This is a genomic window from Plectonema cf. radiosum LEGE 06105 (assembly GCF_015207665.1).
In the GTDB taxonomy this organism is placed as follows: Bacteria; Cyanobacteriota; Cyanobacteriia; order Cyanobacteriales; family Nostocaceae; genus Rivularia; species Rivularia radiosa_A.
This window is the reverse complement of the sequence record NZ_JADEWL010000050.1, coordinates 1-14951: the sequence shown is the minus strand read 5'-3', so window position 1 is coordinate 14951 and position 14951 is coordinate 1. Positions and strand designations below refer to the sequence as shown.

Below are 14951 nucleotides of genomic sequence, written 5' to 3'. Positions count from 1 at the left end.
ATGCAATCATTATAGGAAATCTTTCTTTTTTGTCTAGATATTTTGAGAGGATTAGGCAATAATCTGCGAGGTTTGTGCATTTACCCTCCTGATTCTTGCTTATAGGATGAAACTATCCGAGCGGTCTAAAGCCTCTAGTGCTGCGTTCGAGTTTCTTTGCCGCCGCTGATTTGAGTAGTTTACGGACAACTGTGAAACGACTACTCCTGTCCGTTGCTGTTGCGGTACTCGCCATAGTGTGGGTTTCCTCCAGCGGCAAAACTAAGGATGCAGAAACCGCTATAGCCAATTGTACTCAACAGAGGAACACCTACACCTGGTATTTCAGAATGCAGGACGGCAAAGCGATCGCCTTTCTGGATATGCAAGAGTTCAACGACTTGTGGACAAGAGTTTCACCGAGGAACTAGTGTTGGTCGCCATATCGCTGAGCTAGAGCGACTTCCGCAATTTTAACAAGGAGAAAACCATGACAAACAACACGAAGATCGCATTGGTCACAGGAGCGAGCCGAGGACTGGGCAAAAATACGGCTTTCGCACTTGCCAAAAAGGGGATTGGTGTAATCGTAACGTATCGCAGTAGTGAGGCAGAAGCGAACAGCGTGGTATCTGAGATCGAAGCCATGGGCAGTAAAGCGGTTGCTATACAACTGGATACTTCTGACACCAAAACTTTTGATAGTTTTGTAGAGCAAGTCAAGCAATCACTCCAAGACAAATGGCAGATCGAGCAGGTTGACTTCCTCGTCAACAATGCTGGAATAGGCGTTTATGCCCCTTTTGCCGAGACGACTGAAGAAGAATTCGATCACTTGATGAATATCCATGTGAAGGGGGTTTTCTTCTTGACGCAGAAACTTCTGCTTTTGCTGAAAGATGGAGGGCGGATTGTCAACATTTCCTCTGGTCTTGCCCGGTTTGCCCTACCAGGCTATGCCGCTTATGGAGCAATGAAGGGGGCGATCGAGGTCTTGACTCGTTATATGGCAAAGGAATTGGGACACAGACAGATTGCTGTAAATGTTGTGGCTCCGGGCGCGATCGAAACAGATTTTGCGGGCGGTGCAGTCCGTGACAATCCAGAAATCAACAACTTCCTCGCTTCGCAAACCGCGTTAGGTCGAGTTGGTCTTCCCGATGATATTGGAGGTGCGATCGCATCTTTACTTTCTGAAGATAACCGCTGGGTGAATGCTCAGAGAATTGAAGTCTCTGGCGGTATGTTTCTTTAATTCACACTCACTAAAACAAAAGGAAAACTCGCTATGTTGAATGTAGAAAACAAAGTCGTTGCTATCACCGGAGCCAGTAGCGGTATTGGTGAAGCTACTGCAAAATTGCTTGCTCAGAACGGCGCAAAAGTTGTTTTGGGGGCACGGCGGATAGACAAGCTAGAAAAACTAGTTGAAGAGATTCACGCATCCGGTGGTACAGCAGAATTCAAAACGGTCGATGTCACCGATCGCGAAGTTGTGAAATCATTTGTTGAGTTTGCCAAAGCTAAATTTGGTCGCGTTGATGTCATTTTTAACAATGCAGGCGTGATGCCCCTATCTCCGATGAATGCCCTGAAAGTCGAGGAATGGGACAACATGATTAATGTGAATATCCGGGGCGTATTGAATGGTATCGCGGCGGGGCTACCGATTATGGAAGCGCAAGGTGGCGGGCAAATCATCAATACTGCGTCCATTGGTGCCCATTTGGTAGTACCCACTGCGGCAGTTTACTGCGCAACCAAGTATGCAGTTTGGGCAATATCTGAAGGGCTACGTCAGGAATCCCAAAATATTCGCGTCACTACCATATCTCCGGGTGTCGTTGAAACTGAACTTGGCTCTGATACCACCGATGAGCCATCCAAAGGTTTGTTAAAAGAATTTCGCCAAACTGCACTTCCCTCAGAGGCGATCGCCAGAGCCGTTTTATACGCTGTGTCCCAACCGGACGATGTTGATGTTAATGAAGTGATTGTCCGCCCGATCCGCCAGATGATGTAAACACCGGACGACATCACTCCGTCTCGTGACTGACTTATTCAAGTCTTCAGTCCACAATATTGACTCGCTTTAATGCGGCGCTCAGTTCTGCCATAAACATCAACAAAAACCGAACTTTAGCCGAGAGATGGCGATTTTGCGGAACATGTCATCAAAACCTACTACACTTCAGATAGATAGAATATTACACAACTCGAATGGAGTTCGGGAGCATTATGGAACAAACACTCGAACAGAATAAAACATTCATCCGCAATCACTTTGAAGAGATTGTAAACCGCAAGAATTCTGCCATTGCTTACCAAAACTTTGCACCTAACTTTATAGATCATGAAGAACCTTTTGTAGGATTGGTGAGTCCCGAACTGGTTAAGCAGACGATGGAGAAGGCATATGTAAAGTATCCCGATTTGCACGTTACAGTCGAGGACACGATCACTGAGGGCGATAAGGTTATGGTGCGGTGTCTGTGGCGCGGAACCGATTTTTCTACAGGAAAGAAGATGGAGTTTAAGGGCTTTGTACTTTGGAGATTAGCAGATGGCAAACTTGTTGAGCGTTGGGCAACGATTACACCGCCAATTAGGTAAGGTATCCCTTTTTCAGTCTTTGTTGAAACAGGAAAAACAGAATGATACTTCAATTTAATTAGCGTTTTCCTCTGCATTCCTTTTGATTAAATCCCACATTCCGCACATAGAGTGTCACAATCGGTAATCACTTAACTTTTACCAGAATTTGAGATAAAAATTATGCTTAAATAATGTTTCATATCAGTTAAAACAAGGAGATTAAGTATATAAGCTAGCTTTGTTTTATTCTAAAAAAACAGTAAAAATACCTTTGTGACAGTTAGGGTGCGGAATGTGGGTTAAATAGGTCTTCGTTTCAACAAGTAATTAGATTTACGCTACCGCTAAGAGTACATAAAAATAAAGAAACCCAGATTTAAAAAAAACCAGGTTTCAAAAATTGAGTCGATTGTTCGCAGCAAAGAATAAACGTTCTTAAACTGAAATTTTATGGCTCTCCCATACCCTGCTCGTCAAACACCAATTATAATTTCACTTTCACTAACAAAACTTGATGTTGTAAAATCAAAATTATCATCGCGTCCAAAGTATTGAGAAAGAGGTTTAATTTCCTGCATCAACTCGATAAAAGCTTTGGGAGTAAGAGATTGAGGACCATCAGAAAGAGCTTTAGCGGGATTGGGGTGAACTTCAATCATTAAAGAATCAGTACCAACAGCAATAGCAGCCTTAGCCATAGTCGGAACATATTTCGAGTAACCAGTACCGTGAGAGGGGTCAATCATAATCGGTAAATGAGTCAGAGTCCGCAATACAGGTACAATGGATAAATCCAAAATATTTCGAGTGTATTTATTGTCAAAACTGCGAATTCCCCGCTCACACAAAATTACATTCTTATTGCCCGTAGACAAAATATATTCAGCAGCCATCAACCATTCTTCAATAGTTGCAGACATCCCCCGCTTGAGTAAAATCGGTTTACCAGTAGCACCAGCTTTCTTCAACAGCGAGAAATTTTGCATATTTCTGGCTCCAATTTGTACCACATCGGCAATTTCTGCAACTTTTTCCAAATCAGCAGTATCCATTACTTCAGTGATAATTCCTAAACCAGTAACTTCACGTGCCTTAGCTAAAAGATGTAAAGCACTTTCACCATGCCCCTGGAAAGAATAAGGAGAACTCCGGGGTTTATAAGCACCACCTCGCAAAAATTGCGCTCCCGTAGCTTTAACTACCTGTGCAGTTTCCACAATCATCTCTTCATTTTCCACCGAACAAGGTCCAGCAACAACAACCAAAGGATGATTTTGACCGAAAGTTACTGTACCGTTAGGGGTTTGGACAACAACTTCAGAAAATTCACCATAACGAGATTCCAGAGAAACTCGTTTAAAAGGCTGCTCAACTCGAAAAACTTCTTCAATAAAAGGACTAATTTGTTGAATAGATTGAAGACTAATATTAGAAGTATCGCTAACCAAGCCAATTACAACCTTCTCCTTACCAACAATTTTTTCAATAGTTCCTTGATAAACATTCAACTCATTAATAATCCGTTCAATTTCAACATCAGGAGTTCCACATTGAGTAACAATAATCATTTTGTAACCTCATTTTCATCATCTAATACTTTTTCATAGGGTAATAGTTATTCATTTTATGCAATTCTCTCTCTTCTTCTTCCTCAGCGCTCTCTGCGCTCTCTGCGGTTAATTTATCTTAATTTATCTTAATTTATAAAAATAAAATTGCATAAATAACTGACAATTCCCTATTCCCTATATTAAAAGTGTTTACTCGTACATGATATGAATAAAAAAATATCAATTGAAAAACCTGATTCTTTTTAAAAACCAGGTTTCATATTCTTCACCAATAATTTGGGAATATTATATTAAATCCGTTTGTATCGGAATTATATATTTTTAACGCAAAGTGACGCGGAGGTAAGCGCAGAGGAACGCAGAGTTTTTTTGCACATACTTTTTATCATTTCGATGTCAGCGTAAAGGATATTACTTCAAATAACATTATCAACATAATAAAAAACTCCTTTAAGATAAATGATTTCAAGCTGCTTGTAAAATGTTAGCATCTTGTCTTTGAACAGCAGAACTGGTAGAAAAAAGATTCCTTCTTTTATCAGCAACAATATCGTAAACTGCTTCCAAAGCAGACTCAATAGAACCTTGTAACCAAGCTGGATATCTAGAACAATGTTCCCCGGCAAATAATAATTGATGTTGTCTTCTACCAGCTTCCAAATAATTAGAAGTATTCACAGATTCATCTTCCCAATGTACCGCACAACCGCCAGCACTCCATTCATAATTACCCCAAGCAATCGAAGCAGCTTCTACAACCATATTCTCAGCTTGTAATTCGGGGTGAACTTTACTAACAACATCTTTAACGTAATTGTGACGTTGTTGTTCTGGCATCATTCCCATTCTGTCAGCATCATCACCAATTGTGTAACTAGCTAACATGACACTACCGCTATTGGGATTGAATTTAACAGAAGGATAGTATGTTTGACGTACACCTTCACCGCTAAAAGAAGCACCACCACGAATACCTTGTTTTTGCCAAAAAGCTTCTTTAGTATGGAAAGCAACTTTTGTCGCAGGGCAATAATAAGTATTATGAATCGAGTTGAGTTTTCTTTCATCAAATCCTTTCAATTCCATTTTTCGTAATACAGAAAAAGGAATTGTACATAATACATAATCACAACGACGAGTGTGTTTTTCACCATTTTCTACATAGTCAATTTCTGTAAATTCAGGATTAACTCGAATTGCAACTACTTTGTGATTGCACTTAATCGGTGATTTAATTGATTCTACCAAACGGTCGATAATTTGTTCCATACCTCCTTGAAGTTGTAATAAATCTTTAGCAGTTTCCACTACAATGTCCTCAAAAAACATATCTAAAGCTTTACTACAACGAGCGCGAAAACCGGGATTTTGTTTGATAAAAGATTGTAAATCAATAGATTCATTATCTTCGCAAAAATAAGGTTCCAAATCCAATCTTTCTAATTCATCCATCAAGTGAGATTTCAGGTCATTTTCTAAACCTTCTCGTAAATCACCGGGGGAAATTGTATCAACAATCGTTTTTAACCAAGCTGCAAATAAACGAGTTTGTTCGCTGTAACGGGTGTCTGTAAATATCCCTTGATAGCGTTGTTGCAAAATGCGAGGAGCATCTTTGATTTTGAAGATTTTACCCTCTAAATTAATAAAGGCATTTTGTTCTTCAAATACAGTCATAAATTTGCAGAGTTTATCACTCAATCCCATTTCTTTAACATAATGTAATGTATGGTGATGGCTACTAGGAATCCGCATTGCTCCTAATTCTGCATAAGGTGCGTTATTATCCTTACCAAAACGATGTGTCCAAACTCTTCCACCTACACGGGGACTACCCTCGATGATATCGACTTGATGACCTAAACGTTCTAATTCATAAGCTGCAACTAATCCTGCAATTCCTGCACCGAGAATGGTAATCTTTTTACCAGGTTGCAAGTTGTTGAGTTCGCACATATCTAGTAGAGTAGTGGTAAGCATTTTTTTATCCTTGTTTGGTGTGAATTTCATTTGCGGTGTATTCCCCGCTTCTGTTACTTCATACCGGACAAGGTTTCTCGTTTATGCAGGGATGCATCGAGATTTTGCGAGAAAATATATTTATTCGGTATTTTGGAATAAAAATATAGAGGCGTTGTAGTGCAACGTCTCCATAATTTAGCATTAGACATGAGATATCTCCGAAAATTAATTATTCTTGTCCCTGAAGAATACGTCTTTCAAATTCCTTTGCTTTTTTGTGATTGGGAATTCCAGCGGCTAAGGATTCTATAAGTTGTTTGGGGGTGAAATGTGGACATTCTTCTAAAGTATCTCGAATGACCACACTAGCAAAAGGACCGACAAAACTAGTTAATTCTCGCCGACAATGGTCTAAAAAATCTGGATGACTAATAGCAGGAGATTTGATTAAATTCAAAGATGATTCATTTAATTTAGTAGTTTTTTCTAATTTAAATTCTTTGAGAAGTTGGATATGACTTCTAAAATCTTCCGCGCGTTGTACATTAGGAATTTTGTTCGCTAACACTTCTATAAATTCTTTTGATGCTATATCGGGATTTTCATCCAAAGTTTGTTGTATCACAACGCTAGCTAAAGGTCCAACAAAACTAGTAAGTTGTTGTTGACAATAATCTACAAATTGTGGATTTAGATAAACTGGTGTTTGTCCGAGTTTTTCAAAACTAAGTTCTTCATCAGCTTTTAGCTTCTCTTTATTATATGTTTGTTTTGGTAATAAAGTGGAAATAATACCACCTAATGATATTTTTGGTTTCAAGTCATTATTACTAACATTAATATTATAATTGCAACTATTCTCTAACTCTATTCTTACTTCTTTTGCTGATTGATATCGTTTGATAGGTAATTCTGCTAACATTTTCTCCAAAATTTTAGTTAAATTACCGCTAATATTAACACTTTTTTGCCATTGCCAATTTAATGATTCATCTATTAATAAATATGGCATTTTACCAGTTAACAGAATTACTGCACAAACAGCAAGAGCATAAATATCGCTTGAAGGATAACATTGCCCTAAACGCAGTTGTTCCGGTGGTGAATAACCAATTTTCCCCACTACTGAAGCTTTAGTACAGTATTGCGGTGAAGAAGAATCAGTTAAAAATATTTGGCTGAATTTTTCTTTTACTACTCCAAAATCAATTAATACAGGTTTACTTCCATTGTCCGGAAGCATGACATTTTCTAGTGAAATATCCCGGTGAATAATATTACAACTGTGAATATATTCTAAAACTGGTAACATTTTTAAAAGCCATTCTCTGACTTCAGTTTCCGAAAATGGTTTACCTGTTGTAGAAAGACGCTCGTCTAAAATTTGTAAATAAGTTTTACCATTAATATATTCTTGAACAATAAATAATTGCTGATTATGAGTTAATAAAGCCAAAAATTGCGGAATTTGAGAATGTTGAATTTGGTATAAAACTTTTGCTTCCCGTTCAAATAGTTCCTTAGATTTACTAATTACCTTGGCATTATTAGTATTTGGTAAAAACTCTTTGAGTACACATGGTTCCTGGAAACGATGAGTATCTAAAGCTAAATAAGTTCTACCAAATCCACCTCTTCCCAAAGTTTTATCAATTAGATAGCGATTATTAATTAAAGTTCCTGAATTAATTTCCTCACTCATTGTTAAATAATTCTTTTACTTATAATAGGATTTTTAACTTTATAGGGTGAGAAGATTGAGAATTATGCATATCAGTTGATAGTTGATGGTGGATGGTGGATGGTTGATAGTTGATGGTGGATGGTTGACATTGATAACTGATAACTGATAACTGATTTAACATTGTTCGTAATTAACAGAAGTTTTCGTCTTACGAATTAGCATGATAAGTTGAGAATCACTTCACAATCATGCAAAAACCAGAAACTTTGGCTGAATTAATCTGCCGCACTGTATTAGAATTTGAACAAAGACAAGCAGCAGAGTTACAACAGCAAAACTTTTCAGAAAGCGCTTCAACACCTCTACCAAAGAAAAAATCCACAACCAAACGACTCAATCATCAAAAGAAAACAGCATGACTCAAATCAGTTATCGATTAACAGTTATCAGTAACAACGATTAAGAAATCGGGTTTTTTACCTTAAATATGTGTAAGACAACACAAATTTTATATAAACTCGACTTCTCTGCAACAGGAAAAAATAAAGCTTTAATATTTAATCGCGATCGCGTAGTGTAAGCGAAGCTATCGCAATCAACTGAGTTATTTAAAATATAGATAGCTGAAGTTAGTCTTAGAGATGGAAAATATTGTCAATTTACGAACTACTAATTTTGTAAAAAACCATCTTCCATCCGGATGGTACGGTCTGCAATATCTAAAATACGATTGTCATGAGTTACCATCAAAATTGCTGAACCTTGCTCTCTGGATAATCGCTGCATCAGTTCGATGATATCTCTTCCAGTTTTACTGTCTAAAGCAGCGGTAGGTTCATCAGCAAGAATCAATTTAGGATGACTAACTAAAGCACGAGCAATCGCTACTCTTTGCTTTTGTCCACCTGAAAGTTGATTGGGATAATAATTTACACGATTACCCAACATCACAGCTTTTAACATTGCTTCTGCTTGAGAAATTGATTCTCGTTCGGGAAGTGATTGAAGTTCCAAGGACATTTGTACATTTTGTCGTGCGGTTAAAAATTCTAGCAAATTATGAGCTTGAAAAATATAGCCTATTTGACGACGTATTTGTACTAATTGTTTGGCACTAGCTCCATTAAGTTCGTTATCAAGAAATTGCAAACTACCTTCTTGAACTGAACGCAAAGCACCAATTAAAGTTAATAAAGTCGTTTTACCCGAACCTGATGGTCCTGTAAGCAGTGTAACTTCTCTCGCATTAATTTCTAAGTTAATATCAAAGAGAATTTGTTTTTTTAATGCTTTACTACCGTAGTAATAATTTAAATTTTTAACTTTTATAATAGCTTGTTTAGACATAAGTAGGTCAGTGCGGAAAATTATCATTGAGACAAGGCAAAAGGCAACAGGCAAAAGTTAAAAGGGTTTAAGATTGATTTACATTTCTTTAGATAGCGTTATTTTTTTGCGCCAGCTTACTTAAGTTTACAGTTGACAGTTACCCATTACCTATTACCCATTCCCCATTACCAATTCCCAAATTAAAATATATCTGCGGGGTCGGCGGATTGTAATTTTTGGACTGCGAGAAAACCAGATACTAAACACATTAAAGTTACTGAAAATAAAACTAATATTCCTTTATCCAAAGTCATAATTACTGGTAATTTTGTGGCTTTTTTAGCGATATCATACAATCCAAAAGCAACGATTAATCCGGGAATATAACCTAATACTGCTAATAAAAAAGCTTGTTGAAACACGACTTTTAATAAATATTTATGTTTGAATCCCATTGCTTTTAAAGTTGCAAAAGCGACTAAACTACTAGAAATATTACTATAAAGAATTTGATAAACAAAGACAATTCCTACTACTAATCCCATGACTACCATTAAACTAAATACAAAACCAATTGGTGTACGTAGAGACCAATAATCTTTTTCAAATTTAATATAATCTTCACGAGTTAAAATTCGGATATCTTGAGGTAATTTTGCTTTGAGGTTTTCTAAAACCCAATTTTTATCAACATTTTCTTGGAGGTTAATTAAACCTATATCTATATAACCGGCTCTACGGTCAAGAAAGGTTCTTAAGAAAGTAGAATAACTCATAATTAAATTACCATCTACACCAAAAGAAGGACCTAGAGGAAATAAACCGCCAATTTTAACTTTATATCCAATAGAGGCATTGTAACTAGATACTTCTACTTTGATATCTTCCCCTTGCAAAAAGTTTTGAGCAATCGGTCCGAATTCCGGTCGAGAAGCTTGGTCAAAAAGAACTGTATCGGGAAGTTGAATTAAAGGTAATAATTGATTAACTTCTGGTAAATTAAAAGCTGGTGCGGCTGGGTCAAAACCAATTACATAAATGGGATTTTTTTTCCCAGTATAAGGATTTTTTAATTTAGCAAATTGTAGGTAAACAGGGCTAACTGACTCTACACCATTAAATGCTAAGGTTTGAAATAAACGATTACGGGGAAAGCTTTGTTGAGAAGTTAAAGCATTATATTGAGAACTAATTATAAATAAATCTCCTTTCAAATTTTGGTGTAATTGTGTAGCGCTATTATAAAGTGCATCTTGAAAACCAAATTGCATAAAAATTAGAATCACGACAAAAGAAACACCCGCTAAAGTCGCTAAAAATCTTACTCTTTGTTGAGTTAATTGTAGCCAAGCAACTGGAATTGTCATGATAAAAAGGTTAAAGGTTAAAGGTTAGAGGTTAAAGGTCAAAGGTTAATCAGTACTTGTACTTGAAGGTTAGTTAGGTCGGCAACTCTTTTGCTGTCTTCTGGCTGAAGACGGATTCTGACATCAATTACTCTTTTGTCTGTATCTGCTTGAGGATTAACGTCAAAAATGTTTTGTCTGTCTACTTGTAACCCTATTTGGCTGACTGTACCTTGTAATTCTCCACTGAATGCTGGACTTCTGATGGTAGCGGGTTGACCGATACGCACTTTTGCGATATCAGTTTCGTAAACTTCTGCGACAACGTACATTTGCTCTGTTTTACCGATGTCAGCGATTCCTGTATTACCAACTACTTCTCCCGGACGGACGTTGACTTTAAGCACTTGACCTGCTATTGGAGAACGAATTGTAGTTAACTCATAGTCAGCTTGAGCTTGTTTGACAGCGGCGATCGCACTTTTTAATTCGGCTTGGGCTACTTGTACATCAACAGGACGCACTTCTGCAAGACTATTTAAGGTTGCTCTTGCTTGCTCTAATTGAATTTGAGTAGTTTCGATAGTCCGATTTAATGTTTCTTTGGCTTCTTGAAGTTGTTTTTGAGTGGTTTCGAGTCGTAAACGTCGAGTATCTGCTTCGATTGCGGCAATTGCTCCGGCTTCATAAAGTTTTTGAAAGCGTTGATTTTCAATTTCGGCATTTCTTACCTCAGCTTCTAAGCGAGCGATGGTTGCTTTTTGAGTAGCGACTTGTCCTTCTAATTCAGCTTGTAAACGAGCAATATCTTCTTTTTGAGCTTGAATATCTCCTGATTTAGCTCCAGCTTGTACCCTTGCTAATTCAGCTTTGGCAATTTCAACGTTGGTTTTGGCTTTATCTAAAGCAGCTTGGCTACGATTATAAGTTTCCAAAATAGCCACTACTTGGTTTTGAAGTACTCGATCACCCTGTTTAATTAAAAGTTCGGTGACTTTATTACCTCCTGTGGACGTTGGTGCAGATAAACGAATTACTTCTCCTTGGGGTTCTAAGCGTCCTAAAGCCGCAACACCAATAATAATTGGTTCGTTTAATTGTGTAGTAGATGCAACTGGTTCGGAATTAGAGCGAAGCTGTACTAAGCTGTAAAGAAAGACAGCCCCACCGCTCAAAGCTAAACCGACTATTACATATATAAGCCGCTGACCAAGGGGTTTATTTAAAGGCTGACTTTCCTTTTGAACCATTATTTTATGCCTTATCAATTACCAGTTGACAGTTGACCTTTAACCTCTAACCTTTAACCTTTAACCTTTGACCTTTAACCTCTAACCTTTGACCTTTAACCTACAGTGATAGTATAGAATCTACAGGTTTTTCTGAATAGCTATATGGTTGATATTTTACTAATTTTATATCCCATGGACCTTTAATTTGATAAGTAATACCCCTCCATTCAACTTGTCGCATAAACATTGCTGAGGTCAATGCTAAACTGTAAACTATTTGAGTCAAAGGAAGTGCTAATAATACTTTGAAAATTGTTCTTATATCAACCGATGGTACTGTTTCGCCTTTTTGTTGAAATATACCCCGTACCTGATATTCTAAAATAACAAGACATAATAGTTGGGTAACTATATAAATAGCTAATCCACCTGCGAAATAACCATTAATAGACCATTCCCCATTTAAGTAGGTTATCAGCAATAACATGATTGCTGTCAAAGGAAGTACCGTGGTTAAGATGCCATGAATTGCGATCGCGCTCCAAGAGTTGTGATAAAGTCGAGAGCAAAGCAATTGACGTTTAACCCAAGCAAAAAAGCTTTTTAAATCGCACTCTTCCCGATTTAACATCAATATAGAAGGTACAAATTTCACTGTTAATCCTTGTTGTTGCAAGATGTGCTGTATCATTGTATCTTCGTTAAAAGCTTGTTCCCATTTGCTTAACAGTCCCGTTTGACGAAAAATTTCGGTTTTTATCGCTAAACTTCCACCCCAAGGAATTCGGTAAAACTGCATCTGAGCTACAGCTGCTACATTCCAAATATATCTAATTACACTTCCCCAATATCTACCTTGAGGTAGATACCAACGATTACCTGTTGTGGCTCCAATTTGAGGATCGGTTAAAGGACTAATTAATTCACGCAACCAATTAGAATGTACGATGGTATCGGCATCTACTAACGCTACTACTTGACAATTATCATCTAACTCAGATACAGCTTGTAGTAAAGCACTACATTTAAGGCTACAAGTTGAACGCGCAACTCGTAAACAGTTAATTTTAACGTGTTTTACAGCAATATTTTTCACAGTTTGAGTCACCATTTCCCAAGCTGGGTCTTGATAATTATCCACTACTATTTGTAATTCATAATTAGGATAATTTTGGTTTAGTAAGGCTTCTAAACATTTAGGTAAAAATGGGTCTGCACCACGCAAACAAAGAACTATCGTCGCTATTGGTAATTCTTCTTCTTGCAATATTTTTGGAAATTGATGGAGTTTGGATACAAAAGCAACTGTTAACCATAAATAAAATATAGCTAAGCTTACAAGTAAATAAAAAATTAAAATTGCTATTTCATTCACCGATTATTCCTCTTTTTTGATTTAATAAATTCATTGATTATATTTTAATTACATTTTTTTATTTAATAAGTGAATAATTACAAATTAAATCAGTGAACAGTGAACAGTTAACAGTTATCAGGGAATAGGGAACAAGGAAAAATCATCTATGATATCCTCCCTATCTTATCTCCCACCATACACCGAGTTTGGGGAATGTCAACTCTTAACTGTTAACTGATAACTGTCTTACACCAGACTCAAAAAACCACTTTGCAGTAGATATGATAAATATTTACTAAATAATTGTGGCTCAAGAGGAGGACATATAATATCGGAACCAGCGAGTGCATTAAGAGTTTGTTGACAACTGATTTTGGCAGGTCTTCTTGCTTGTATATATATTTCAGTTGCGGTTAATTGTTCTTCAGTCCAACGCTGTACTAAAAAAGGTTTAAGAGTGTAAAGAGGATTATCAGGAGAACAAGCTTTAGATTGCAATTTATTCAACCAATCTTCGTAGGGAATTTGCTCGATATCATAACCAAGTGTGGAAATCCAATTTACTAATTGACTCAAATGAATTGGTTGGGGATGTTGTAAATGAAAAGCTTTAGAAACCGATTCTGGTTGTTGTGATAAATAAACTATTGCTCTGCTTACATAATCTACAGGAGACATATCCAACCAATAATCTATATCGGGAAAACTTCCCATTTGTACACAACCTTTCAACATTAAACAGATGAAATCTTCAGTATTGCTGACTCCTGTTTTACTATGTCCGCTAATCAAAGGTGGTCTATAAATAGTAACTGGTAAACCTAAAGAACCCGCTAGTTTAACTAATTTTTCGGCTACCCATTTAGTTTGAGAATAACCCAAGAAAATCCCCTCATGGTCATCAAAACTATCTGCTTCTTCAACAATTTTACCTGTATAAGCAGTTGATTCAAATATTGCAACGCTAGATACATAATGTACAGGTTTACGTTTTACTTGACTTGCTAATCTGAGAATTTCTTGGGTTCCCAAAACATTTGCAGCTTTCATTGCTGAATAGGGATAAACATAGTTAAGTAAAGCAGCACTATGATAGATAATATCAATAGTTGTTGCTAATAAATTAAATTGTTCGCGAGAAAGACCTAATAACGGTTTTGATAAATCACCTAAAACAGGGATAATTCTAGAACCATATTTATCTTGCCAAACTTGATAGTGTTGTAAGTTTTTTAATAATCTATTTCTTCCAGATTCGACATCAGCAGCCCTAATTAAACAGTAAATATTGGCTTTAGTTTGCTGTAAAAGTTCTTCAATTAAAAAAGCTCCTAAAAATCCTGTTCCCCCGGTTACAAAAATATTTTTTGGTTCATATTTCAGTTCTAACGGTACCTTTAGAGGGTCTATATTTGGGTCAAGAACAACTTCTGCACCTAAGTCTAATTTAATATCTTCTAATTTTGTAATTCGAGTATTTCCGGTTTCTAATTCCAACTTTCTTTCTTCAATTTCCTCTACCAAACGTTCGGAAAGAGTTTCAATTGTAGGATAAAGCCACAGTAAATTCAGAGGTAATTCAAAACCCAATAATTTTTCAGCTTTACTAGCCAAAATCATCGCTTGTGCCGAATCTAATCCGTAAGTATCTAAAGGTTCTTGAATATCAATTTCATCCGGTTCAATTATTAACTGTTCCGCAAGTTGCGAAACCATCCAACTTTGAATATCTTGAGAATTTAAAGACATAGTAGTTAGTTGATAGTAGTTAGTTGTTGGTTGATAGTAGTTAGTTGTTGGTTGATAGTTGATAGTAGTTAGTTGTTGGTTGATAGTAGTTAGTTGTTGGTTGATAGTTGATAGTGGTTATTAGTAAAAAGTATTTACCCCATCTCC

The 14951-nt window shown here is 36.7% G+C and carries 12 protein-coding genes; 4 read left to right on the top strand and 8 right to left on the bottom strand.

Annotated features, from left to right (window positions below; all coding sequences use genetic code 11):
- Positions 1–469 precede the first annotated feature (469 nt).
- From IQ247_RS15790 to IQ247_RS15780, 3 genes are all read left to right on the top strand, one after another.
- Entirely contained in the window at positions 470–1234 is a 765-nt protein-coding gene (locus tag IQ247_RS15790; RefSeq protein WP_193921542.1) for an SDR family oxidoreductase, read from the top strand.
- A 33-nt stretch (positions 1235–1267) separates the two neighbouring features.
- A complete protein-coding gene (locus IQ247_RS15785; protein ID WP_193921541.1) occupies positions 1268–2002 on the top strand; it encodes an SDR family oxidoreductase in 735 nt (244 codons plus the stop codon).
- A 215-nt stretch (positions 2003–2217) separates the two neighbouring features.
- Positions 2218–2592, top strand: a complete 375-nt coding sequence (locus IQ247_RS15780) for an ester cyclase (protein WP_228059784.1) — start codon at positions 2218–2220, stop codon at positions 2590–2592.
- Positions 2593–3047: 455 nt separating this feature from the next.
- Here the strand turns inward: IQ247_RS15780 and aroF are convergent, their stop codons facing one another.
- The 3 genes from aroF to IQ247_RS15765 all read right to left on the bottom strand — a co-directional run bounded on the left by aroF (position 3048) and on the right by IQ247_RS15765 (position 7809).
- Positions 3048–4142 carry a 3-deoxy-7-phosphoheptulonate synthase gene (gene aroF, locus IQ247_RS15775; protein WP_193921539.1) on the bottom strand — a complete coding sequence of 365 codons (1095 nt, stop codon included), beginning with the start codon at positions 4140–4142 and terminating at the stop codon, positions 3048–3050.
- 468 nt (positions 4143–4610) lie between these two features.
- Positions 4611–6155: a flavin monoamine oxidase family protein gene (locus IQ247_RS15770; RefSeq protein WP_228059783.1), complete on the bottom strand. Its 1545-nt coding sequence runs from the start codon at positions 6153–6155 to the stop codon at positions 4611–4613.
- Between the two features lie 181 nt (positions 6156–6336).
- Positions 6337–7809, bottom strand: coding sequence for a serine/threonine-protein kinase (locus IQ247_RS15765; protein WP_193921537.1), 1473 nt, complete (start codon positions 7807–7809; stop codon positions 6337–6339).
- A gap of 230 nt (positions 7810–8039) precedes the next feature.
- Here IQ247_RS15765 and IQ247_RS15760 point away from each other — a divergent pair, with 230 nt between their 5' ends.
- Positions 8040–8210, top strand: coding sequence for a hypothetical protein (locus IQ247_RS15760; RefSeq protein WP_193921535.1), 171 nt, complete (start codon positions 8040–8042; stop codon positions 8208–8210).
- Positions 8211–8460: 250 nt separating this feature from the next.
- On the opposite strand, the gene IQ247_RS15755 is transcribed toward IQ247_RS15760, so the two are convergent.
- From IQ247_RS15755 to IQ247_RS15735, 5 genes are all read right to left on the bottom strand, one after another.
- A complete protein-coding gene (locus IQ247_RS15755) occupies positions 8461–9138 on the bottom strand; it encodes a DevA family ABC transporter ATP-binding protein (RefSeq protein ID WP_193921533.1) in 678 nt (225 codons plus the stop codon).
- 182 nt (positions 9139–9320) lie between these two features.
- Positions 9321–10487 (bottom strand): ABC transporter permease DevC, encoded by a 1167-nt coding sequence (devC, locus tag IQ247_RS15750; RefSeq protein ID WP_193921532.1) that lies wholly within the window; start codon positions 10485–10487, stop codon positions 9321–9323.
- Between the two features lie 38 nt (positions 10488–10525).
- Positions 10526–11716 (bottom strand): ABC exporter membrane fusion protein, encoded by a 1191-nt coding sequence (locus IQ247_RS15745; protein ID WP_193921530.1) that lies wholly within the window; start codon positions 11714–11716, stop codon positions 10526–10528.
- A gap of 100 nt (positions 11717–11816) precedes the next feature.
- Entirely contained in the window at positions 11817–13073 is a 1257-nt protein-coding gene (locus tag IQ247_RS15740; RefSeq protein WP_193921528.1) for a glycosyltransferase family 2 protein, read from the bottom strand.
- A gap of 228 nt (positions 13074–13301) precedes the next feature.
- A complete protein-coding gene (locus IQ247_RS15735; RefSeq protein ID WP_193921525.1) occupies positions 13302–14804 on the bottom strand; it encodes a thioester reductase domain-containing protein in 1503 nt (500 codons plus the stop codon).
- Positions 14805–14951 lie beyond the last annotated feature (147 nt).